The organism is Leeuwenhoekiella nanhaiensis (assembly GCF_002744755.1).
Taxonomy (GTDB): domain Bacteria; phylum Bacteroidota; class Bacteroidia; order Flavobacteriales; family Flavobacteriaceae; genus Leeuwenhoekiella; species Leeuwenhoekiella nanhaiensis.
On record NZ_KZ319291.1, the window covers coordinates 180016 to 203997 of the forward strand.

16 protein-coding genes are annotated in these 23982 nt (G+C 42.9%); 12 read left to right on the forward strand and 4 right to left on the reverse strand.

All coding sequences use genetic code 11. The annotated features are described in order from the left end of the window. Positions 1-10: 10 nt before the first annotated feature. The 4 genes from CJ305_RS11400 to CJ305_RS11415 all read right to left on the reverse strand — a co-directional run bounded on the left by CJ305_RS11400 (position 11) and on the right by CJ305_RS11415 (position 3971). A complete protein-coding gene (locus tag CJ305_RS11400; protein ID WP_099646400.1) occupies positions 11-787 on the reverse strand; it encodes an SDR family NAD(P)-dependent oxidoreductase in 777 nt (258 codons plus the stop codon). Positions 788-791: 4 nt separating this feature from the next. Then, positions 792-2111, reverse strand: coding sequence for an L-fuconate dehydratase (locus CJ305_RS11405; protein ID WP_099646401.1), 1320 nt, complete (start codon positions 2109-2111; stop codon positions 792-794). A gap of 102 nt (positions 2112-2213) precedes the next feature. Continuing rightward, positions 2214-3083 (reverse strand): AraC family transcriptional regulator, encoded by an 870-nt coding sequence (locus CJ305_RS11410; protein ID WP_099646402.1) that lies wholly within the window; start codon positions 3081-3083, stop codon positions 2214-2216. A 9-nt stretch (positions 3084-3092) separates the two neighbouring features. Beyond that, positions 3093-3971, reverse strand: coding sequence for a helix-turn-helix domain-containing protein (locus CJ305_RS11415; protein ID WP_099646403.1), 879 nt, complete (start codon positions 3969-3971; stop codon positions 3093-3095). A gap of 206 nt (positions 3972-4177) precedes the next feature. On the opposite strand from CJ305_RS11415, the gene CJ305_RS11420 reads away from it, so the two are divergent. From CJ305_RS11420 to CJ305_RS11475, 12 genes are all read left to right on the forward strand, one after another. After that, positions 4178-5821 (forward strand): alpha-L-fucosidase, encoded by a 1644-nt coding sequence (locus CJ305_RS11420; protein ID WP_099646404.1) that lies wholly within the window; start codon positions 4178-4180, stop codon positions 5819-5821. 13 nt (positions 5822-5834) lie between these two features. Further along, positions 5835-6851, forward strand: coding sequence for a zinc-binding alcohol dehydrogenase family protein (locus CJ305_RS11425; RefSeq protein ID WP_099646405.1), 1017 nt, complete (start codon positions 5835-5837; stop codon positions 6849-6851). 9 nt (positions 6852-6860) lie between these two features. Continuing rightward, positions 6861-7688 carry an amidohydrolase family protein gene (locus CJ305_RS11430; protein ID WP_099646406.1) on the forward strand — a complete coding sequence of 276 codons (828 nt, stop codon included), beginning with the start codon at positions 6861-6863 and terminating at the stop codon, positions 7686-7688. Between the two features lie 3 nt (positions 7689-7691). Beyond that, positions 7692-8489: an SDR family oxidoreductase gene (locus CJ305_RS11435; protein WP_099646407.1), complete on the forward strand. Its 798-nt coding sequence runs from the start codon at positions 7692-7694 to the stop codon at positions 8487-8489. A 3-nt stretch (positions 8490-8492) separates the two neighbouring features. After that, positions 8493-9827 carry an L-fucose:H+ symporter permease gene (gene fucP, locus CJ305_RS11440; RefSeq protein WP_099646408.1) on the forward strand — a complete coding sequence of 445 codons (1335 nt, stop codon included), beginning with the start codon at positions 8493-8495 and terminating at the stop codon, positions 9825-9827. After that, on the forward strand, positions 9824-10165 hold the full coding sequence (locus tag CJ305_RS11445; RefSeq protein ID WP_099646409.1) for an L-rhamnose mutarotase: 342 nt from the start codon (positions 9824-9826) through the stop codon (positions 10163-10165). The genes fucP and CJ305_RS11445 overlap by 4 nt, the downstream gene beginning before the upstream one ends. 601 nt (positions 10166-10766) lie before the next feature. Then, positions 10767-13958 carry a SusC/RagA family TonB-linked outer membrane protein gene (locus CJ305_RS11450; RefSeq protein WP_099646410.1) on the forward strand — a complete coding sequence of 1064 codons (3192 nt, stop codon included), beginning with the start codon at positions 10767-10769 and terminating at the stop codon, positions 13956-13958. Between the two features lie 11 nt (positions 13959-13969). Beyond that, the gene (locus tag CJ305_RS11455) at positions 13970-15865 is read left to right on the forward strand and encodes a RagB/SusD family nutrient uptake outer membrane protein (RefSeq protein ID WP_099646411.1); all 1896 of its coding nucleotides are present in this window, start codon (positions 13970-13972) and stop codon (positions 15863-15865) included. A 46-nt stretch (positions 15866-15911) separates the two neighbouring features. Further along, positions 15912-18947 (forward strand): SusC/RagA family TonB-linked outer membrane protein, encoded by a 3036-nt coding sequence (locus CJ305_RS11460; RefSeq protein WP_189319433.1) that lies wholly within the window; start codon positions 15912-15914, stop codon positions 18945-18947. 25 nt (positions 18948-18972) lie between these two features. After that, positions 18973-20715: a RagB/SusD family nutrient uptake outer membrane protein gene (locus CJ305_RS11465; protein WP_099646412.1), complete on the forward strand. Its 1743-nt coding sequence runs from the start codon at positions 18973-18975 to the stop codon at positions 20713-20715. Between the two features lie 30 nt (positions 20716-20745). Next, positions 20746-21780, forward strand: a complete 1035-nt coding sequence (locus CJ305_RS11470; RefSeq protein WP_099646413.1) for a DUF5627 domain-containing protein — start codon at positions 20746-20748, stop codon at positions 21778-21780. Positions 21781-21809: 29 nt separating this feature from the next. Beyond that, positions 21810-23981 (forward strand): endo-1,4-beta-xylanase, encoded by a 2172-nt coding sequence (locus CJ305_RS11475; RefSeq protein ID WP_099646414.1) that lies wholly within the window; start codon positions 21810-21812, stop codon positions 23979-23981. The last annotated feature ends 1 nt before the right edge of the window (position 23982 follow it).

A 23982-nucleotide genomic window follows, 5' to 3' on the forward strand; every position in this document is an offset into this window, starting at 1 on the left:
AGTTAAAAAGTTATCCATTAAGTTTTATAAATCCGCCGTCAATCGGGAAGTCAGTCCCGGTGATGAAGGAGGCTTCATCAGAGGCGAGGTACAGCGCTAAATGCGCGATTTCCGCAGGTTTACCCATACGGCCCAAGGGTTGCGTTTTGGAGAGTTTTTCAAACATTTCCTCCTGATTGTCGGGATAATTTTTGGCAATAAACCCGTCTACAAAAGGGGTGTGTACGCGGGCAGGGGAGATGCTGTTGCAGCGAATGCCCTGATCTACATAATCTTTAGCAATCGAGTAGGTCATTGTAAGCACCGCTCCTTTAGACATGGAGTAGGCAAAACGGTCTGAAATGCCCACCGAGGAAGCGATTGACGCCATATTGATGATGACCCCGTTGTTGCCTTTCATATGTTTGATTACCGCTTTGGCACAATTGTACACTCCTTTTATATTGATCGAATAAATACGGTCGAGGTCGGCTTCGGTGGTGTTTTCGATATTTCCCACGTGGGCAACGCCGGCGTTGTTTACCAAAATGTCAATTTTATTTTGGCTGGCAATAGCATCAACAATTTGCTGTACTTCTTCGGCTTTTGACATGTCGCATATTTTATACTGAAGCTCTAAACCTTCGGCCTTAAAAGCTTCAACAACTTCTTTAGCCTGAGTTTCATTAAAGTCCAGAATAACTACCCGAGCGCCGTTTTTGGCGAATGTTTCCGCGATAGCGCGACCTATACCACTGGCGCCACCGGTGACTAAAGCTGTTTTATGTGTTAGTTGAAATGGTTGCATAATCTTAGTTTTTTTGAGCGATTTCCCGCCAGATTTTACCTTTCGGAAACTCGTAATCTTTTAACGAATCGGGTTTCATCGTGATGCTGTAACCCGGTAACTGTGGCGGCATATACGCACCGTTTTTAATCACTACAGGATCAAAGAAATGCTCGTGCAGGTGATCTACATATTCAATAATGCGATTTTCTAGCGAACCGCTTATCGCAATATAATCAATCATCGATAAGTGCTGTACATACTCACACAGACCTACACCACCGGCGTGCGGGCATACCGGAATCTCAAACTTGGCCGCCATTAGCAATACCGCAAGCACCTCATTTACACCGGCGAGCCTACAGCTGTCTATCTGACAAATCTCAATAGCGCCTGCCTGCATCAGTTGTTTAAAGATCACACGGTTTTGACAGTGTTCTCCGGTGGCAACTTTAATAGGAGTAACGGCTTTGGCAATGGCCGCGTGGCCCAAAACATCGTCCGGGCTGGTAGGTTCCTCAATCCACCAGGGATTGAATTTTTTGAGTTCGGCCATATTTGCGATGGCTTCGGTCACATCCCATTTTTGATTGGCATCCATCATCAGCTTCAGATCGTCTCCTATTTCTTCCCGAATAATCTGAGCCCGGCGCATATCGTCCTTAAGGTCTTTACCTACCTTGATTTTCATATGCTTAAAACCTTCGGCTTTGGCCTCGCGGCATAATTTGCGCATTTTCTCATCGCTATAGCCCAGCCAACCCGCAGAGGTGGTGTAGGCCGGGTAGCCCTTTTGAAGCAACGTATCAATACGTTGCTGCTTGGTGGCTTCCAGCTTTTTAAGCATCTTTATCGCTTCGGCCGGAGTGATTGCATCCGTAATGTAAGTGAAATCAACACATGAGACGAGTTCTTCGGCACTCATATCGGCAAGCAATTTCCACAAGGGTTTGTCTTCCGCCTTGGCGTATAAATCCCAAACGGCATTGACCACAGCTCCGGTTGCGAGGTGGATCACTCCTTTTTCGGGCCCTAACCAGCGTAACTGACTGTCGCCTGTAATCATTTTCCAGAACGTACCCATATTAGCCGTAAAGGAAGCCAGGGATTTGTTGAGAATGAGAGGCATTATCGAGTCAATAGCCGCTACACACAGCTCGTTACCGCGGCCTATGGTAAAGGTGAGGCCGTGCCCTTCGAGTCCTTCCTGAGAAGTTTTTAAAATGACGTAGGCAGCAGAATAATCGGGGTCGGGGTTCATAGCATCTGAGCCATCCAGAAACTGACTGGTGGGAAACCGAACGTCAACAACCTCGTAGCCGGTAATAATTACCTCTGTTTTCATATTTGAATGATTAAAGTGAACGTTTCAAATGTACCCAGGCTTCATTTTTTTTACCGAGCATTTCTTTACCGATGCTAATACTTTTTTTGCTTCCTGGTTTGATTAGGACATTTTTGAGTGAATTTCCGCATATTCTTTTGGAGTTTTCCCGGTCACTTTTTTAAACTGCCGGTTAAAATTAGAAAGACTGTTGTAGCCCGAAGCAAAACCAATTTCGCTTACTCGTTCGTGCGGTTCCATCAATAGTCTGCAGGCGTAGCCTATACGAATCTCATTGAGGTAGCGCATCAGGCTTTTTTTGTGAAACTTGCTAAACAACCTGCTAAAGGCCGAAGGATTCATCGGGATAAGTGCTGCCACGTCCTCAAGACTTATGCTTTCCCTGAAATTTTTGTAGAGGTATTCATATACCTTGTCAAAATTGCCTGCGCCGGTGTTGTAAGCTTCGCTCAGGTAGCCCGCACCGGTGAGCGGATGATGATCTAGCGCGGCAAGTTCTTTTAAAAGCTGAAGCAAACTCAGGCTGCGTTCAAAAGGTTCAAGATGCTTCAGATTTTTGAGCTGCTCAGGCACTTCTGGCGGAATGCTCTTAAATACAAGTCCACGCTGTGCTGCCTGTAATAATCGGGCAGGAATACGCATTTCGGGTCTGGTGAAAAAATCGGCTCCCAGAAAATCCTGTTTAAAATGTATAGCGATTGCACGGGCCTGAAGTTCCTCATTTTCCTCCTTAAAATAAACCGGATCGTTGAGCCACATATGCGGCAAATTAGGACCCAAAAGTACGAGTTCGCCGGGAGTGAATTTAGCAATCGAATCCCCAATAAAGCGGGTTCCTGTGCTTTCTAATATCAGCACCAGTTCCAGTTCCGGATGATAATGCCAGATTTTCAGAAAATGCCGGTCGCGGGTATGATTGATGGTAAAGGAGCAATCGTCGTGGCTTTGCCTGTCGAGTTTGATAAGTTTCATGGCGGCGGGTTAGGTGATTTGCAGGTTCTGTTTTCGGTATGCGCCCGGCGTACTGTTGAGGTGCTTTTTGAAGACTTTGGTGAAATGGGGCAGGTTATTAAAGCCGGTTTCGATGGCTATGTCCAGCAGAGTTTTGTTTGTTGTCACGATAAGGTATTGGGCGCGTTCGATGCGTTTTTCGTGAATGTAGGCCAAAGGTCGTTTTCCGGTATGTTCCAAAAATTCCCGTGAAAAATAATCCCGGTTTTGATTGGCTTTTTCGGCGAGTTCGGTAACGGTTATGGCCTGATTTAAATTTAGTTGAATGTAATTCATTGCATCAAGAACTACGGACGGTATTTTTCGACTTTGATTTTCTGAATAGCGTATCGATTCAATAAATCTCGAAAGCAAAATCAAAATGATTCCTTGGGTTTCAAACTGCACCGAAGCTTTCATGTTTCGGTTTAAATTTTGGTATTCCTTGTAAAAATCTTCTTTTTCATAGATTTCCGGATTGTCAGACCGGTTTATTCCACGACCCGGATTGAGCTTTAGCAATTTTTTAAACAGAATCACATCGGTTTCCAAAGCTTCAAGTTCCATAATTTGCCGGTTGTCTTTAAAAAGCGCTCCGGTATCTTGTGATTCTTCAAAAAACTGCACAAAATACTGCTGCATATAACCATCGCATTTAAAATCACACAACGTAAAACTGGGAATCAGATACAGATAGCCGGGTTTTAGATTTACTTTTTTTGATGGACTTGACAGCGAACCGCTACCGGCCTCGATGTAATAAATGCGGTAATAGGGGCTGATCACATTTTTGTAGTTCCATCGGTTTGATAATTCTACGCAGTCAATGTTGAGGAGGGAGAAGGTATGTGTAAAGCGTTTAGAACTCAAAATTGCCGGTTTATGTGAAAGGGTCTATTCTTAAAGAGATAAAAATAAGTCGTTTTTGTATAATTAGATATAAGCAAGCCTAAAATATATTTGAACATTTGCACGTGTAAAATTCCATTCGAAATCGTTGTAATCACCTAATTTAGATAGAATGAACGCGATTTGAAAGGTAGCCAAAGGCGGAAATATATAACTTTTAAGAGACTATGAAACGCAGAGATGTTATAAAAATAAGCGCTGCAGCGGCAGCAGGATTGTACCTAAAACCCTGGACTGCCCATGCTAATTATTTGTTTAATAACACGCAGAAGGTCTTTGAACCTAACTGGGATTCCCTCTCCAAATATCAGGTGCCCGAGTGGTTTCGCGATGCGAAATTCGGCATGTGGGCGCATTGGGGGCCTCAGTGCGAACCTGAATCGGGAGACTGGTATGCCCGTGGGATGTATCAGGAAGGCTCCTGGCAATACGATTACCACGTTAAAAAGTATGGGCATCCGTCAAAATTTGGTTTTAAAGACGTGATCAACGTTTGGAAAGCAGATAAATGGAATCCGCAGGAGCTCGTAGATCTCTATAAAAACGCGGGAGCCAAATATTTTATGGCGATGGCCAATCATCACGATAACCTCGATTTATGGGATAGCACCTATCAGCCAAACTGGAATTCGGTAAAAATGGGCCCAAAAAAAGATATTATTGCCGGCTGGGAGCAAGCAGCACGCAAGGCAGGCTTACCTTTTGCGCTAAGTGTTCACGCTGCACATGCATGGAGCTGGTATGAGCCGTCACAACGCGCAGACCAAAACGGACCTTTAGCCGGTGTTCCTTATGACGGGAATCTTACTGCGGAAGACGGAGCCGGTACCTGGTGGGAAGGTCTGGATCCACAGGAATTGTATGCTCAAAACCATCCTTTGAGTGAAGGCAGCCTTGACAACGGGAAAATTCACAGCCAGTGGAACTGGGGCAATGGAGTTACTCCACCCTCAAAAGAATATTGCGAGAAATTCTATAACCGTACGATTGATCTGATAGATAAGTTTAATCCAGACCTGTTATACTTCGATGACACCGCGCTGCCGCTGTGGCCGGTAAGCAATGTAGGACTTGAGATTGCTGCCTATATGTACAATAAGTCCCTCGATAAGAAGGGGAATCCTCAGGCTGTGATAACCGGTAAAATTCTGGATGAGGAACAGCGCAAGGCCCTGGTTTGGGATATTGAAAAAGGTCAAAGTAATGAGATCGAACCCTTACCCTGGCAGACCGATACCTGCATAGGAAGCTGGCATTACGACCAGGGAATTTATCGCGATAAACTCTATAAATCGGCCAAACAGGTCATACACAGTCTCATTGACGTGGTAAGCAAAAATGGAAACCTGATGCTGAATATTCCGGTTAAGGGCGATGGAAGCATTGATGAGCTCGAGCGGGCTATCGTTGAAGAAATCGGGCTGTGGATGCGTCTTAACGGCGAGAGTATTTACGGCACGCGTCCCTGGAAGATTTTTGGAGAAGGACCGCAGCAGGCCACTGCAGCTGAACTTTCACATCAGGGCTTTAACGAGGGTAAAGGCAAGCCTTATTCGTCTTCCGATTTTAGGTTTGTAACCAAAGGGGATAGACTCTATGCGACCGTTATGAGCTGGCCCGAAAACGGCAAAGTGCTTATCAACGCATTGCGTTCAGATTCTCCTTACCTAAGCAAATCCATCAAAAAGGTGAAGCTCGTGAGTACCGGTAAAAAATTAAAATTTAAGCAAAACGCTGAGGGACTTGAAGTGTATTTTCCGCAGGTAAAACCTTCTGTTTCCTATGCTAATGCTTTAGAAATCAAATACTAGATTAAAAGATACTATGAATTATATAGTTTGTGAAGAACCCGGAACCTTTTTATTAAAAGAACAGGATATTCCGAAGCCTAAAGCGGGAGAGTCGCTGCTGCGCATCCGTAAAATAGGTATTTGCGGTACTGATATTCACGCCTTTGGCGGAACCCAGCCGTACTTTAATTACCCGAGAGTTTTAGGTCACGAGCTTGCCGCAGAATATGTGGAAGGCAGCGCTGCGGGTTTTAATACAGGGGATGCAGTGAGTTTTATTCCGTATTTCAACTGCGGAAGTTGTGTCGCCTGCCGCAATGGGCTGACCAATTGTTGTACCTCGATCAAGGTTTTTGGAGTACATATTGACGGCGGTATGGCTGAGTATGTAGTTGTACCTGATGGGTATCTGTTGCACGGTGAAGGTCTTGATTTTGATGAGCTCGCGCTGGTTGAGCCTCTGGCCATTGCTGCTCACGGAGTGCGAAGGGCAGGAGTGCGTGAGGGAGAGACGGTTTTGGTAATGGGAGCAGGCCCTATTGGTATTGGCCTGATTCAGTTTGCACAGCAGGCAGGAGCACAAGTCATTGCCCTTGATGTCAACGAGCATCGCCTTGATTTTTGTAAAGATGAATTGGGTGTCTGGCAGACTTTAAACCCGATGAAGGCTGATGTTATAGAGCGTTTGGCAGAAATTACAAACGGCGATATGCCTACCGTAATCATTGATGCAACCGGTAATCGCAATGTGATGAACAGCGCATTTCAATATCTGGCCCACGGTGGTCGCTATGTTTTAGTAGGCTTACAAAAAGGGGAGTTGAGCTTTAGCCATCCCGAGTTTCACAAGCGGGAATCTACCCTGATGAGTAGCCGCAATGCTACCCGTGAAGATTTTCAGTATGTCATTGAAAGTATCAAGAGCGGTACCATCAACCCGAAAAAGTACATCACACACCGTATCGCTTTTAAAGATTTGCCATTGGGCTTTGAGGCTTTATTGGCTCCTGAAAATAACGTGATTAAAGCATTGGTTGAGATCAATGACTAACTTAGCAATATGATCATAGACACGCATCAACATTTTTGGCAATACAATCCGGTCAAGCACAGCTGGATTGATGACGAGATGGCTGTGATACGCCGTGATTTTATGCCTCAGGATTTACAACCCGTTTATGAGGAACACAATATCACCGGCTGTATCGCTGTACAGGCCGATCAAACTCTTGAGGAAAATACGTTTTTACTGAATCTTGCTTCTGACTATGATTTCATTAAAGGTGTAATAGGTTGGGTTGATTTTCAAAGTGACAGCGTTCAGGCTGATCTTGATTATTATGCCGAAATGCCTCTGATGAAAGGCTATCGGCATGTCGTGCAGGCCGAGGCTGACAACTCTTTTTTACTGCGAAACGCTTTTTTAAACGGAATCTCAAAGCTGAAAAATACCGGAGCGGTGTATGAAATTCTTGTTTTTTCGCATCAGCTTCCGGCAGTGCTCGAATTTGTAAAGCTTTTTCCCGAGCAGCAATTTGTGATCGACCACATCGCAAAGCCCTACATCAAACAAGGCTATATTGATTCGTGGGCCTTGCTGATGAAAGCCATTGGCAGTTATGAAAACGTAAGCTGCAAAATATCAGGAATGATTACCGAAGCCGATTATAAAAGCTGGAAAACTACAGACCTAATGCCGTATATGAACGTGGTTTTGGAGGCTTTTGGTCCCAATCGAATCCTTTACGGTTCAGACTGGCCGGTATGCCTCGTTGCCGGGAATTATGCTCAGGTTCTTAATGTAGCCAAAGCCTTTTCAGGTCAACTTTCTAAAGATGAACAAGAACTTTTTTTCTATAAAAATGCTCAGCGCATTTATACATTATAATTCATGAATTTAAATTTAAAAGATAAAATCGTTGTGGTAACCGGTTCTGCCGGAATGCCCGGAAGTATAGGTCATACCATCATTTTCGCACTTGCGGAAGAAGGTGCAATTCCGGTTTTGTTAGACCGAAATGCCCGTGGTTTTGAGTACGAAGCCCAGTTGCGGGAACAAGGATTGGATAGTACATTCTATCAAACCGATCTTTCCGACGCGGAACAAATAAAAAACTCTGTAGAGCAACTTTCGGCTAAATATGGGCGAATAGATGCTATTATCAATAATGTGGGCGTAAATGACGGCGTTTCGCTTGAAGGTTCGCTTGACGATTTTATGTATTCGCTGAAGCTAAACCTCGTTAGTTTTTATGCCACCATAAAATATGCACTGCCCTTGCTGAAAGCAAGCAAAGGAAACATTTTGAACGTAGGCTCTAAAGTAGCGATTACCGGTCAGGGCGGGACTTCAGGCTATGCTGCCGCTAAAGGAGGCGTACTGGGACTAACCCGCGAGTGGGCGGTAGATCTCATCAAATACGGCATACGCAGCAATGCACTTATCATTGCCGAAAGCTACACACCGGCTTATGAAAACTGGATTGAAACCCTTGACAACGGTTCCGAAAAACTAGAGGCCATTCGCAACACCATTCCGTTAGAAAACCGAATGACTACCACTCAGGAAATAGCAAACACGGCTTTATTTACCATTTCTGAAAAATCATCACATACCACTGGTCAGTTTCTATTCGTAGACGGCGGTTACGTACATCTGGATCGCGCATTGCTTCCGGCTAAAAACTAATTTATGAATACCAATCAATCAAAAGTGCCGGTAGTGGCCAAATCGGTTTTACTGCCGTTTATTCTCATCACGTCGTTGTTTGCCTTGTGGGGTTTCGCAAACGATATCACAAACCCTATGGTTTCGGCATTTAAAAAAGTGCTGGAGCTTGACAACTTTCAGGCTTCGCTGGTTCAACTGGCTTTTTACGGCGGCTATTTTACAATGGCACTGCCGGCGGCGATTTTTGTAAACCGTTATTCCTATAAAAAGGGAGTTTTGCTGGGCCTTGGCCTGTATGCTGTGGGAGCATTATTGTTTTACCCCGCTGCGGCTTATGAGGAGTTTGGTTTCTTTCTAGCGGCGCTTTATATTCTGACTTTTGGTCTGGCGTTTTTAGAGACTACAGCAAATCCGTACATCCTGTCTATGGGCGCCGAAAAGACTGCAACCCAGCGTCTCAATCTGGCCCAGGCCTTTAACCCGATGGGTGCTTTGCTCGGTCTGATTGTGGCTCAAAAATTCATTTTAGCCTCGCTACAATCAGACGATTTATTACCTGACGGAACCACGGTCTATTCGACACTAGGTGAGGAGGCAAAGGCTGTGGTGCGTACCGCAGATTTGGCGGTAATACGCGATCCTTATGTGTTGCTCGGGATTGTGGTTATTGGATTTTTGGTTGTAATCAGTCTGGTAAATATGCCACAAAACGCGCATCAGGAAAGCAAAGTGAAGATAGGCGGATCAATCAAACGGCTTTTTAAATCCCGCAAATTCACCGGCGGAGTGATCGCGCAGGCTTTTTACGTAGGAGCGCAAATCATGTGCTGGACGTATCTGTATCAGTATGCAGAATCTTTTGGTATTGAAAATACCGAAGCTGTGAACTACGGGATCGCTGCGCTGGTGGTTTTTCTCATCGGCAGATGGGTAGGAACCGCATTGCTAAAGTATGTAGACTCTGGGAAACTGTTGCTGTTTTTTGCTATTGGAGCAGCGCTCGCTACCCTGATTACGATTATGGTACCGGGAATGACAGGCCTAATCGCCTTGGTGAGTATTTCATTTTTTATGTCTATTATGTTCCCTACCATTTATGGGATCGCCTTAGAAGGACAGGGAGAAGACGCGAAGTTTGGTGCAGCTTTTCTGGTTATGGCGATTGTAGGCGGCGCTCTGATGCCCACACTTCAGGGGCTGATTCTCGATTTAGGTGGAGCAGGTTATACCGATATCAGCATTTTGGGAGTGCCTGAAGTCAATTTTTCTTTTATTCTGCCTTTTATCTGCTTTGTGATTATTGGGATTTACGGAAGAGACGTATATAAGAAGTACAATTTGAATCTTGAAGGATGAAAACAAACCGATATTGTTTTGCCTGTGATCTCAAAGATGATCAACAGCTTATTGCTGAATATGAAACCCATCATAAAGCGGTCTGGCCCGAAATACAGAAAAGCATTAAAGATGCCGGAATCATTGATATGGAAATTTACCGTTGCGGCAATCGCCTCTTTATGATAATGGAAACCACTCCCGAATACGACCCCGGACGTAAAAGGCAGATGGACCTGAGCAATCCTAAAGTTCAGGAATGGGAGAATCTGATGTGGAAATATCAACAAGCACTTCCATTTGCCAATCCCGGTGAAAAGTGGGTTGAAATGAAACAAATTTTTAAACTACCTGATTAATCTCAGGCAGGCTATTTTTTACATTAAAGATCCTCGAAGCAAATTCGTTTCGGGGATTTTTCTTTTTTGGAGCATCTGGTGCAAGTTTCAATATGGACTGTTTTTGGTTTCTCTTCTTCTTTTCGAAATCTTTTCGTTAAAAATTTTACAGTTAGCAGCATTTATGATTGGAATATTTTCTTAAAAAATTAACAGCTTCAAGTCCTGTTTTCCGCCTTTTTCAAGGGTATTTTTTTCTATTAGGTAACAAAAAACGCCTGTTTGCGTGTACATGTAACCTACACAAAAGTATATGTAACACCATTGTTACAGGGCTTTGGTATTAGCAAATACATTTGTTACGTGATGTTGTGTTGAGAATATGATAATGAACAACACTCGATTTTAGACATTTCATAATACGGAGCTGATTTTTAGAATAACCTTAACAGAACCAGGTTGCTCTCTTAAGAAGAAAACGCATTTTAAAACGGAAGGAAACACGAAGTTTTGATGTTACGGGAGTGGAGGAGTGTTATCGAAATAAACATTTAAATAAATCATAAGAGCCTATTTACGAAATCGATTTCTTAAATCAAAAACAGGAAAGCTAAACTATAATATGAAAATACCGTTGATTAAAACTGCTCACGTTTCAAAGACTTTGGTTTTAGGGATTCTATTCCCATTATTTACTGCAACAGCAGAAGAAAGGTCTAATACCTATACGACTTACGAGACGAAAATTACTGAACAACAAGTAGCCGTTTCGGGTACGGTTGTTTCCGCTGATGATGGATTACCCTTACCGGGTGTAAACGTCATCGTAAAAGGGCAGACCGGGATGGGGGCTGTTACTGATTTTGATGGAAAGTACACTATTAATGTACCTTCATCAGAAAGCGTGCTGGTTTTCAGTTTTGTAGGTTTTAAAACTGCAGAACGTCAGGTAGGTTCAAATACAACTATTGACTTACAAATGGCTACAGATGAAAACTCACTTGAAGAGGTTGTGGTTGTAGGTTATGGTCAGCAAAAGAAAGAAAGTGTTGTTGCTGCGATAGTTCAGGCTAGCGGTGAAGAACTAGAGCGGGCGGGTAACGTTCCGAACATTGGTTCTGCTCTTGCAGGGAATGTTCCTGGTGTGATTACCACCTCGAGTACCGGCTTACCGGGAGCAGAGGATCCTCGCATTTTTATTCGTGGTTTGAGTACGTTTAATGGAGGTGAACCTCTGATTTTGGTAGACGGTATAGAAAGACCTATGAATACTGTTGCTATCAGTTCGGTTGAGTCAATATCTGTACTTAAAGATGCTTCCGCAACTGCAGTTTATGGGGTTAGGGGTGCAAATGGGGTAATACTCATTACGACCAAACGGGGAAAATCGGGCAGGGCAGTTCTGCGTGCGCGATTGAATACAACTTTAAAGACAGCGTCGAAACTTCCGGGGAAAAAGGATTCTTACGATACCTTCTTGGTGCGTAATCAGGCTATTGAAAACGAACTTTCTATTCGTCCGGAATCCTGGGGGGCCTACATGTCTCAGGATATTATAGATAAATACCGTTTTCCGGCAAATCTGGCTGAAAGTGAGCGCTATCCTAACGTAGATTGGGACGAGGCTCTTTTCAAAGATTTTGCACCGGCTTACAATGCAAACTTAAATATAAGTGGAGGATCTGAATTTGTAAAATACTTCGCCGGAGCTGATTTTCAATACGAAGGCGATTTGATTAGAGAATATAATAATAGTAGGGGTTACCAACCCGGATTTAACTACAATCGCTTCAATGTACGTACCAATTTAGATTTTCAACTTACACCAAGTACGGTACTTAAGGTAGGTCTTTCCGGTTCTTACGGTGTACGTAAAACACCCTGGGGTTTTGGAGGTGGCGATTACGTGTATTGGATTGCAGCATATTCTACACCGCCAGATATTTATCTGCCACAATATTCTGACGGTACCTGGGGCTACGATGCACCATCAGGTGGAGGTCAGGGGAATGCGGTACGTAATTTAGCTATTAGTGGAGTTCAATATCTGACTACCACACAATTACAAACCAATTTCACCCTGGAACAAAAATTAGATGTAATTGCTAAAGGATTGACTTTTAACGGTACAATCGCTCTTGATAATACATTTATTGAAGCCAACCGGGGGGTAAATGATTTATTCAATGACCCTCAGGAGAAATGGATCGATCCTACGACCGGGATTGAAACGTATAGAAGAACCTATGATGCCAATACCGGCTTTGACTATGCTCAGGGCGTAAGATGGACGGCTCAGGGTGGAGGTGTAAACAATGGAGCATCCTACCGAAGATTATTTTATCAAACACAGCTTAATTATACCACGACTATTGAGGATAAGCACGATGTAACCGCGATGGGGCTTTTCAATAGAAATGAATTTGCCACCGGTAGTATTCTCCCTTTTTACCGTGAAGACTGGGTGTTTAGAGCTACCTATGGTTATGATAACAGATATTTGATCGAATACAACGGGGCCTATAACGGGTCTGAGAAGTTTGCGGCTGACAAACGCTTTGCCTTCTTTTCTTCAGGAGGTATAGGATGGAATATTATGAATGAGAGCTTTATGGATAAAGCTGACTTTGTAAATAACCTTAAACTTAGAGCATCTTATGGTCAAATAGGAGACGATAATATTGGAGCCCGATTTTTATACCTCACAGCCTGGGGCTATGGCGGGCAATCTCGTCTGGGAGTGACCGGCGAGCAGGCAGAAGCAAGCCCGTATGTTTGGTACAGAGAAACCCAGGTGGGTAACCCGGGTGTAAGCTGGGAATCGGTAAAGAAAACAAATATTGGTCTTGATTACGGATTTTTTAATAATGCTATAAGCGGAAGTGTTGATTACTTCAGTGATGACCGTATAGACGTATTAGTAGGAGGTGGTGATCGTGCAATTCCAGATTATTATGGTACGGAAGCGCCGGTGGCTAACCTGGGACGAGTTAAAAATAAAGGTTATGAGCTGGTACTTAACCTTAATCATAATTTCACACCAGATTTAAGAGTGTGGGCTGACTTAAACATGACCCATGCCGAAAACGTTACTATAGATCGCGATGATGCAGAACTGCTACCAGGCTATCAAAAGTTTGAGGGCTACGCTATTAATCAGGCGCGAACTTTTATTGACAACGGTTTCTATAATACCTGGGATGAACTCTACGGTACTACACAACATAATACAAACGACAATCAAAAACTTCCGGGAGGATACCAAATCATAGATTTTAATGGGGATGGGGTTATTGATGACTTTGATCAGACTCCTTATGCTTTTGCCGGAGCCCCACAAAACACCTATAATGCTACAGTTGGTTTTGACTGGAAAGGCTTAAGCGCTTTTGTACAGTTCTTTGGAGCAAACAATGTAACCAGACAGGTTGTTTTTAACAGCTTGGGTAACCAAAACAATATTGTTTATGATGAAGGCTCCTACTGGAGCAAAGACAATACGAATGCCGACGCGCCCGTGCCTAGATGGGTATCCACGCCAAACGGAGCAAGTAACGGATCGCGCTTTTTCTACGACGCCTCTTATGTACGATTAAAGAATGCCGAGATCGCATACACCTTTACTGCAGATTCTAAACTACTAAAGACCTTCGGCTTTGATAGCCTTCGCCTCTTTTTGAATGGAAATAACCTGTACGTCTGGACCAAAATGCCTGATGATAGAGAATCAAACTTCGCAGGTACAGGATGGGCTTCTCAGGGAGCTTACCCAACCGTAAAGCGATTCAATTTTGGATTGAATATCACCTTTTAAAAATTGTTATTATGAAAATGTATACTACTAAAAATTTAATTAACTATTGCCTGGTGATTGTTTCTGTTTTGATGGTGACCTCTTGTGAGGAGTACCTTGATAAGGAACCTGAATCAATCATTTCAGAAGAAGAAGCTTTTAAAAACTTCAGAAACTTTCAGGGATTTACAGAAGAATTATACCACTGTATACCCGATTTTTCTAATGCTTACTGGACCAATTCCTGGAACTGGGGAGATGATGAGATCACTTCCGCAGATATGAACTTCCACGTCATTCATAAGTTTGACGATGGTAATTTTTGGGGCTGGCAAAGTGAGTATGACGGCTGGGGTGCATCCTGGTTAAATCAGGCTGATGCTTCAAGAAATGACGACCGGTTCCAAAAGGATTTATGGAGAAACGGCTGGTATGGTTTGCGTAAGGTAAATTTAGGATTAGAGAATCTTGATCTACTGGTAGATGCAACACCGGAAGAACGTGATTTTATAAAAGGACAACTCTTATTTTTTAGAGGATGGTTCCATTTTCAATTGATCCAATATTTTGGAGGTCTTCCTTACATAGATTATGTACTTCCCAGTGATGAACCTTTACGCTTACCGCGCTTAAGTTACCACGAGTGTGCCGATCGAGCAGCTGCAGATCTAAGAGAGGCTGCAAATCTTTTACCGGTGAACTGGGACGGTACGCAGCCTGGTGCTGCAACCAGTGGTAAGAATGATTTAAGAATCAATAAAATAATGGCCTTAGGCTATTTGGGTAAAAATTACCTGTGGGCAGCTAGTCCCTTGATGAATTTAGAATCAACAGGTTCTCGTGAATACAACTCAGATTATGCAAGGAAAGCAGCAGATGCCTTCGGAGAACTCCTTACCTTGGTAGAGAATGGTGATACGCCTTACTCTCTACTTCCTTTTGAAGATTATAGCAATAATTTTTACACTACCGGTCAGGGATGGAGAATTCCTGGAGGAACCGAAGCTATTTTCAGAGGTCCTTATTTTGGGGCAAACGGTTCAAACTGGGGGACGAGTAAACAATACCAACCGGCAATCATTCAGGACGGTAGCAACTTTATGCCTACTGCAAATTATGTCAACTATTACGGTATGGCTAACGGGTTGCCTATTCCAGACATAACCAAGCCAGACGAGGTATCAGGTTATGATCCTGAATATCCATGGAGAGATCGCGACCCGAGATTTTATCACGACATCATTTACGATGGGGTGCAGGTAGTGCAGGGTGCAATGCCGGCCGATGTAGAGCAGCATAGATATGCCAATTTATATACAGGTGGTAGTTATCGTGATGTAAGTACGGGTAGTCGCTCCGGGTTTTTGAACTATAAGTTTATACCCATTACTGCAAACAGATATGATGATGGCTTTAACTATGGTGCAAACTTAAACCTGCATTTACCCTGGATGCGTCTGGCCGATGTATACCTTATGTATGCAGAAGCAGCTGCTCAGGGTTATGGAAGCCCTACAGGGAAATCAGGAAATTTTTCAAAGAATGCCACCGAAGCTATCAATACCGTGCGTGATCGTGCGGGAGTTGAAAGTCTTCAACTTGGAGTAGGGGCTGTACCGGCAGGACTTCAGGGCTTTATGAGTGAACTGCGCAGAGAGCGCGCAGTAGAACTTGCTTTTGAAGGACACCGTTTTAATGATCTTAGAAGATGGTTGCTTTTGATCGAAAAGCCGTATACGCTTAAAACATCATTAGAGTTTGACCGTGCCGGTAATTTTGATACTGAAGATCCAACCGCAAACCGTGTGCTTAACCTAAGAGAAGAAGTAATTCTGGAACGTGACTACGCTATGAAGCATTACTGGCTTCCTCTTAAGAATTCAGATGTAAATATTTATCTGGAGTTTAGCCAAAACCCGGGTTGGTAATTTCATAAGACCGCACTTTAATTAAATAATCCAAACGAAACACTAAATGAAATACTTACGAACAAAATTTGTCTTGTTTGCTTTAATTGCATTGACTTCGCTTAACCTAACCGCTCAGAGCGAGGAGCAAATTGTTGTTGAAGCCCGAATTTTGGATGAATCCGGCGATCCGGTTCAGGGCGCTATAGTTCAAAATAAGCAAGACGATGTTTTTACTATAACTGATGAAACCGGCCAATTTACAATTTCGGTAAACCCGGGATCATTTCTCCAAATAACTGCGGAAGGTTTTAAATCTGTTTCAATCACTGCTGATGAGTACCAGGAAGACCTGGTTCTTGTTAAAGGATCAAACAGTGAAGTTCAGATTGCATTCCAAAAGGTGGAAGAAGGTGAAATTGTTGCAGGAGGTACGTCATATGTTAATCTTCCCGAAATACTGGAGAAGAATTATACAACCTATAGTTTGGATGGTTTAAATGCTTTTGTAGGAGGCTTCAACGGAGGCAATATCTGGGGAATGGGTAATTACCTGGTTCTTGTAGATGGAGTGCCCCGAAGTCCCGGAAGCGCTTTGCCTGTAGAGATTGAGCAGGTTAGTTTTTTAAAGGGTGTTACCGCAGTGTCATTATACGGTAGCCGCGCGGCACAGGGAGTTATTCAGATTACGACCAAACATGGTGAAGTAGGCAAGCAGCAAATAAGTGCACGTGTAGATGCAGGTTTGTTTGTTCCGAAGCGTTACCCGCAGTATTTGGGTTCTGCAGAATATATGACCTATTATAACGAGGCAAGAACAAATGACGGTTTGAATCCTCTATATTCAGAGGAAGAAATATTCAATCACGCATCAGGGAGTAACCCGTATAGGTATCCAAGCGTCAATTTTTATAGTGATGATTATTTAAAGCCGGTTTACGAGCGTTACGATGCTACTGTTGAAATTTCCGGCGGAAATGAAGCAGCACGCTATTATACCGATATAGGCTTTTTTAGAACCGGTAACCAAATTGATTTTGGTGAAGCCGTAAACAATAAAACGGAGCGCTTTAATGTACGGGGTAATGTAGACCTAAAACTAAATGACTGGATTTCTGCATCCTTAGGCGCAAACGCCATCTACTATAGCGGCAGAGGAGTTAATGCAAACTATTGGGGAGATGCAGCAACTGTGAGACCCAATCGCTTTGCACCCCTCATTCCTATAGACTTTATATCTGAAGGTAATGAGAGCACCAGAATACTGGCTCAAAACAGTTCAAATATTATAGATGACAGATTTTTGCTGGGGGGTTCTCAATTAGATCAAACCAATGCTTTCGCTTCTATTTATGCAGGGGGATATAATACGTTTACAAGCAGAGAATTTCAGTTTAATACCGCTATAGATGCAGATCTCAATCGTGCTTTAAAAGGATTGACTTTCAATACGATGTTTGGTGTTGATTATTCAACTTCCTATAATCAATCGTATAATAATGAGTATTCCGTTTATGCGGCAGATTGGGTTAATGTAAATGGAGAAGATGAGATAGAACGTTTAGTACGATATGGTGAAGATGCCAGAACAGGTATTCAAAACATCAATAATAGTGCTTACCAACAAACGATTTCTTTTTCAAGCCAATTAAACTATGAAACAGAGTTGGCCGAAGATCATAATCTATCTGCAATGCTGGTGGCCGCGGGTTGGCAACAGACCATTTCGGGGCAGTACCACCGCATTAGTAGTGCAAATTTAGGTTTACAGCTCGCGTACAATTACAAAAACAGATATTACGTATTGTTTAATGAAGCCGTTGTGCACTCTGCTCGTTTTGCCAAGGGCGAGCGCACAGGATATTCTCCTACGGCTACAATCGCGTGGAAAATTGGGCGTGAACCCTTCCTGGAAAATTCATCGGTTGTAAATGATTTAGAACTTTCGGTTTCAGCGGGGGTGTTGAGTACTGATATGGGATTGCAAGCCAATCAATATTATGCTCATCAAAATATTTTTTCACAAACAGAAGGGGCCTGGTTTAGCTGGAGAGATGGAGCGCTTACACGATCAACAAATTCGTTGCAGGGAGGTAATCCTGATTTGACTTTCGCCAGAAGAAAGGAAATCAATGTAGAGCTAAAGGGGTCACTTTTCAATAATTCGATAAACTTTCAAACCGCATTTTTTGCTAACCGAATGAAAGGGAATATCATTCAGGCTTCGGTTTTATATCCTAATTATTTTTCAACGTTTTTCCCTGCAAGTTCATTTATACCATATATCAACTACAATAACGATGATCGTATAGGTTTTGATTTTGACATTACCTATTCTAAAACTATAGGTAGTATCGACTGGACGGTGGGATTAGCAGGTATTTATTACGATACCAAAGCAGCTCAACGGGCAGAATTATATGAAAACGATTATCAAAACCGAGAAGGTAAACCGCTCGATGCAATCTGGGGTCTGCAAAGCGATGGGTTTTTCAATTCAGAAGACGAAATCGCTAGTGCACCCAGTCAGTCTGCCCTGGGTAATGTAGCTCCCGGTGATATACGTTATGTAGATCAAAACGGTGACGGCATTATCAATAATGAAGACGAAGTTTATCTGGGCAAATGGGGTTGGAGCGGAGCACCACTTTCAGCCGGAATTCACTTAAGCGCTAAATGGAAGAATTTAACCTTCTTCGCCTTGGCTACCGGACAGACTGGTGCTCATGCTATGAAGAACAGTTCATACTTCTGGATAGATGGTGAAGATAAATATTCAACTGTGGTTAGAGACCGCTGGACACCAGAAACGGCTGATACGGCAACTTATCCCAGACTTACCACTCAAAATGGAGAGAATAATTTTAGATCTTCAGATTTCTGGATGTATAGTACAGATCGTATAGATCTCGCTAAAGTTCAGGTGAGCTATGATATCCCTTCTAAAATACTGGGTAGCGATTCATTTCTGAGAAATTTAAACATTTATGTAAGCGGTGCAAACCTCTTTACATTCTCATCAGAGCGCGAGTTGATGGAGCTGAATATAGGAGGTGCTCCTCAAACGCGATTTTACAACCTTGGCCTCAAAGCGCTGTTTTAATTAATGCTATATGTATCAAAAAAATATGAATACTAAGATTTTACTTTTTCTACTCGCTATTGTATCACTTACAGGTTGTGACGATCTATTTGAACCTGCAATTGAAAATAACCGGGATTTAGAAGACGCGTATAATGACCCTACTTATGCTGAGGGATTATTACTCAATGGCTATTTACGAATCCCTACTTTAAACTGGTCATTTAACGACGTGGCTACTGATGATGCCGTTTCAAATGATATTGAAAATGCGTATAGAAGAGCAGCTACAGGACAATGGGCTTCAAACTTTGACCCCTTTACCCAGTGGCAACGCTCCAGAGCAGCGATACAATATTTGAATATATTCCTTTCGGAAGCAGATAATGTAGAATGGGCTACAGACCCTAATATTAATGCCTTATACAACCGAAGATTAAAGGGAGAAGCATACGGCTTAAGAGGACTACATATGTATTACCTGTTACAATCGCACGCAGGTTTTGCAAATGGAGATTTGCTGGGTGTTCCTATCATTCTCGAACCGGAAACGCCTCAATCTGATTTTAACCTTCCCAGAGCAACATTCAATGCGTGTATGACGCAGTTAATGAACGACCTTAATCAGGCAGATGAAATGTTAGCTTTAGATTATGAGGATATAAGCGACCCCAGCTTATTACCCAACGGTATTACCAATACAAATGACTTTAACCGGGTTTTCGGTGAGCGTGGAAGACAACGGGTAAGTGGCAGAATTGTAAAAGCTATAAAGGCTCAGGCTGCTCTTATGGCAGCTAGCCCGGCGTATAGTGATATAAGTGATGTCAACTGGGATATGGCCGCAAACTACGCCGGAGAGGTTCTCGCACTGAATGGAGGAATAAGCGGTATTGATGATAACGGTCATACCTGGTACACCAATATTTCAGAGATAGCAGATTTAGGCGGAGGAACAAATCCGGAAGAAATTTTATGGAGAGGCGATGTGGGGAATAGCAATAACCTGGAGTCAGATCATTTTCCACCAACCCTAAATGGAGACGGAAGACTTAATCCTACTCAGAATCTGGTAGATGCTTTTCCTGCAGTAAATGGCTATCCTATTTCAGATCCTGCAAGTAATTATGATCCTAATGATCCCTATACGAATCGCGATCCAAGATTACGTACCTATATTCTGGTAAATCGTGCAACCGCCGGTGTAAATGGTTCAACCATTATAACAGCTGCAGATGGAACTACCAACGATGCCCTGAATGCCGAAGCTACCTCAACGCGTACGGGATATTATATGAGAAAACTATTAAGACAGGATGTTAACCTGAACACAGCAACAACTACACAGCAGTTACACTACAAACCACGTATCAGGTATACCGAACTTTATCTGATCTATGCTGAAGCCGCAAATGAGGCCTGGGGACCTACCGGTACCGGATCCTTTGGTTTTTCGGCTTATGATGTGATTGCAGCTCTACGTGAACGCGCCGGGATTACACAACCTGATGCGTATTTAGAATCTATACGTGGAGATAAAAACGCGATGCGCACATTGATCCGCAATGAGCGTCGCCTGGAGCTTTGCTTTGAAGGCTTCCGCTTTTGGGATTTACGTCGCTGGGGACTCAATCTTACCGAAACTGCCGATGGCGTATCAATAGTAAATGGTGTTCACAACAGAATCGAAGTGGAAGAACGCGAGTATCAGGATTATATGCAATATGGACCTGTGCCTTACAATGAGACCTTAAAATTTGATGCACTTGAACAAAACCGGGGTTGGTAGAACTCAATTTAAATACTTAATGAGATGACAATGAAAAAAAATATTTATATAACGCTTTTACTTCTTATCACCCTTTTCAGTTCTTGTGAAAACGGAGAATGGGATTTCCCTGACTACGAGTATCAGGTTGTCTATTTTGCCTATCAATATCCCGTGAGAACAATCACTTTAGGCGAGGATATATTTGATACTACTTTAGATAATGAGGGTAAATGTATGATTATGGCCACTCTGGGTGGTCTGTACGAGAATGAGTCGAACGTAACTGTAGACTTTCAGGTAGATAATTCTATGGTAGATGGTTTTGTATTTGAAGGCTCGGGAGATCCTGTACTGGCGCTTCCTTCAACTCATTATTCCTTGGCTGATGATCAAATTGTAATTCCAAACGGTGAAATTGCAGGAGGTGTCGAAGTTCAGTTAACAGAGGCTTTCTTCGCAGACCCTAAATCTTTAGGGAGAAATTACGTGATCCCCTTACGTATGACTAATGCTACCGTTGTAGATACCATTTTATCTGGAGACCCTCAGGTAGCTAATCCTCGCAGAGGGGTAGGTACAGACTGGGCTACACAACCCAAGGATTTCATTTTTTATGCGGTAAAATACATCAATCCTTATGAGGCATTTTATCTGCGTAGAGGTGAAGATGTGATCGTGGGCAAAAATGGTAACACAGATTTAAATGAGACCATTACCCGTCAGGAGCAGTATGTTAAGGATGATGAGGTGGTGAAATTAACTTCAACAGGCAGGCGACAGGTACGATTTCCTTTATCCTTACAAGACGGGGGAGGTGTTGATCGTAACATCGTACTGCTGGTTACTATTGACGATGAGGGGAATGCTACGGTTAGCTCATCAGAACCCGATGTATATACAGCAACAGGAAGTGGTTCCTTCGTAAAAGATGGTGAAAAAAATAGTTGGGGTAGTCAGGACCGTGACGCTCTGTATTTAAACTACGAATTAGACCTCGACGATGTGCGTGTGACTTCAACAGATACACTTGTGGTTAGAAATCGCGGTGTGACTATAGAAACTTTTACTCCAATTTTAGAATAGCATCTTTTGATTTTAAAAAAATACGAATTATGAAAAGTATAAATTTAAAAGTGATTCCTGCGGCTGTTTTGGCACTTTGCTTGGGCAGTTGCGCCGAAATGGAAATGCCTGAGTATACTGTCGAAAAGCCTCTTAGTATAGAGAATCAGGAAGAAATAGATGGTTTACAGAACCTCAAGACCTATGTAGCTAATCCTAATTTCAAACTAGGAGCGGGTGTAAGCCTGGGCTCGTACAATAATCTTGGGGCTATGTACATGCTGGCTAATACCAATTTTCAGGAAGTTACCGCCGGTTATGCGATGAAGCACGGTGCGGTAGTTCAGAATGATGGGAGCCTAAGTCTTGACGCTGTTTCTCAATTTGTGGAGAATACAGCAAAGAATGAAGTTTCTATATATGGGCATACATTGGCATGGCATGCCAATCAAAATGCCACTTTTTTAAACAGCACTATTGCTCCTACTATTATACCGGCCTCATCTGCACCCACCTGGGAGTCAGTATTAGATCTGGACTTTGAGACCGATGATGCATCGGGTTATGAGAGTAATGGAGCAAATGCAGTACTTTCTTTTACCGCAGACGGCGAAGGCGCAGAGGCAACAGGCCGGGCACTCAAGGTTACCAACCCTGCTGTGCAAACTGATGACTGGAGGTCTCAGTTATTTGTAACCTTCTCTGAAGTAACAGAAGTTGGTCAGGTCTATAAACTGGAAATGGATGTAAAGGCAGATACTAATGCCAGTATGGCCACGCAGGCTCAAACGAGTCCCGGAGGTTACAAACATTGGAATTTCTTTGGAGCAATCTCTGCTGAAACTGAATGGAAGCATATTTCAGTAGAAGTTACCATTGCAGAAAATACTTCGGGGTGTACGACAATTGCATTCAATCTGGGTAATACAGCAACAAGCTATTATTTTGATAATGTTGAAGTTTTCAAATTTAATGAAAATGGCGCAGGTCCAGATTGGGAAGATTTACTGGAGCAATCTTTTGAGACTGATGCAACGACAGGATATCAAAGTAATGGAGCTAATGCTGTGCTGGGGTACACTGCTGATGGAGCAGGTGCTAATAATACCGGTAGAGCACTTACAGTTACCAATCCTGCTAAACAAACCAATGACTGGCAATCTCAATTATTTGTGACTTTTCCAAAAACCACTGCAGTGGGAGAGAAGTATAAATTGGAAATGGATGTGAAGGCAGATACCAATGCCAGTATGGCCACGCAGGCTCAGACCAGTCCTGGCGGTTATAAACATTGGAATTTCTTTGGAACAATTGCTGCCGAGACCGAATGGAAACATATCGCCGTTGAGGTAACCATCGCAGACAATACTTCAGGATGTAATACGATCGCTTTCAATTTAGGTAATACAGCAACGACCTACTATTTTGATAATGTGGTGGTAAGCTGGTTCAATGAAGAAGCGGGTCAGGATATTGTTATTGAGAAAACTCCCGAAGAGAAAAGAGATACGCTCACCTTCCATCTTAATAAATGGATATCGGGTATTATGGAGGTTTCCAAGTCTAATACACGTGCGTGGGATGTGGTTAACGAACCTATGGATGATGGTAATCCTTATGAGCTTAAAACCGGAATAGGCAAAACCGATAAGGCTGCAGACGAATTTTACTGGCAGGATTATCTGGGGAAAGATTATGCAGTACAGGCGTTTAAAATGGCTGAAATGTATGGCAATCCAGATGACATTTTATTTATAAATGATTACAATCTGGAATACAATCTGGACAAGTGTAAAGGGATTATTGAATATGTGAAGTATATAGAGGAACAGGGAGCCCGTGTTGACGGTATAGGAACCCAAATGCACATTAGCCTAGACTCAAATAAAGAAAATATTACCGAAATGTTCAAACTACTGGCAGCGACCGGTAAAATGATAAAAATTTCTGAATTGGATATTGGCGTTGGTGTTCAAACTACAGATGCTACCGAAGAATTGTATCTGGCTCAGGAGGAAATGTACAAATTTGTATTAGATCAATACTTTACCCTTATTCCTCAGGCGCAGCAATATGGCATTACAATTTGGAGTCCTACAGACAGCCCGGAAAATTCTTCCTGGAGAGCCGGTGAACCCATAGGTCTCTGGACGCAGGGTCTGACCCGTAAACCTGCCTATAGAGGTGTGGTTGAAGGACTCGGAGGAAACGTTATGAATTAGT

Excerpts from the sequence above, each read along its gene's own strand:
- CJ305_RS11400 (WP_099646400.1), bottom strand. The coding sequence starts at position 787 with ATGCAACCATTTCAACTAACACATAAAACAGCTTTAGTCACCGGTGGC.
- CJ305_RS11405 (WP_099646401.1), bottom strand. The coding sequence starts at position 2,111 with ATGAAAACAGAGGTAATTATTACCGGCTACGAGGTTGTTGACGTTCGG.
- CJ305_RS11410 (WP_099646402.1), bottom strand. The coding sequence starts at position 3,083 with ATGAAACTTATCAAACTCGACAGGCAAAGCCACGACGATTGCTCCTTT.
- CJ305_RS11420 (WP_099646404.1), top strand. The coding sequence starts at position 4,178 with ATGAAACGCAGAGATGTTATAAAAATAAGCGCTGCAGCGGCAGCAGGA.
- CJ305_RS11425 (WP_099646405.1), top strand. The coding sequence starts at position 5,835 with ATGAATTATATAGTTTGTGAAGAACCCGGAACCTTTTTATTAAAAGAA.
- CJ305_RS11430 (WP_099646406.1), top strand. The coding sequence starts at position 6,861 with ATGATCATAGACACGCATCAACATTTTTGGCAATACAATCCGGTCAAG.
- CJ305_RS11435 (WP_099646407.1), top strand. The coding sequence starts at position 7,692 with ATGAATTTAAATTTAAAAGATAAAATCGTTGTGGTAACCGGTTCTGCC.
- fucP (WP_099646408.1), top strand. The coding sequence starts at position 8,493 with ATGAATACCAATCAATCAAAAGTGCCGGTAGTGGCCAAATCGGTTTTA.
- CJ305_RS11445 (WP_099646409.1), top strand. The coding sequence starts at position 9,824 with ATGAAAACAAACCGATATTGTTTTGCCTGTGATCTCAAAGATGATCAA.
- CJ305_RS11450 (WP_099646410.1), top strand. The coding sequence starts at position 10,767 with ATGAAAATACCGTTGATTAAAACTGCTCACGTTTCAAAGACTTTGGTT.
- CJ305_RS11455 (WP_099646411.1), top strand. The coding sequence starts at position 13,970 with ATGAAAATGTATACTACTAAAAATTTAATTAACTATTGCCTGGTGATT.
- CJ305_RS11460 (WP_189319433.1), top strand. The coding sequence starts at position 15,912 with ATGAAATACTTACGAACAAAATTTGTCTTGTTTGCTTTAATTGCATTG.
- CJ305_RS11465 (WP_099646412.1), top strand. The coding sequence starts at position 18,973 with ATGAATACTAAGATTTTACTTTTTCTACTCGCTATTGTATCACTTACA.
- CJ305_RS11470 (WP_099646413.1), top strand. The coding sequence starts at position 20,746 with ATGAAAAAAAATATTTATATAACGCTTTTACTTCTTATCACCCTTTTC.
- CJ305_RS11475 (WP_099646414.1), top strand. The coding sequence starts at position 21,810 with ATGAAAAGTATAAATTTAAAAGTGATTCCTGCGGCTGTTTTGGCACTT.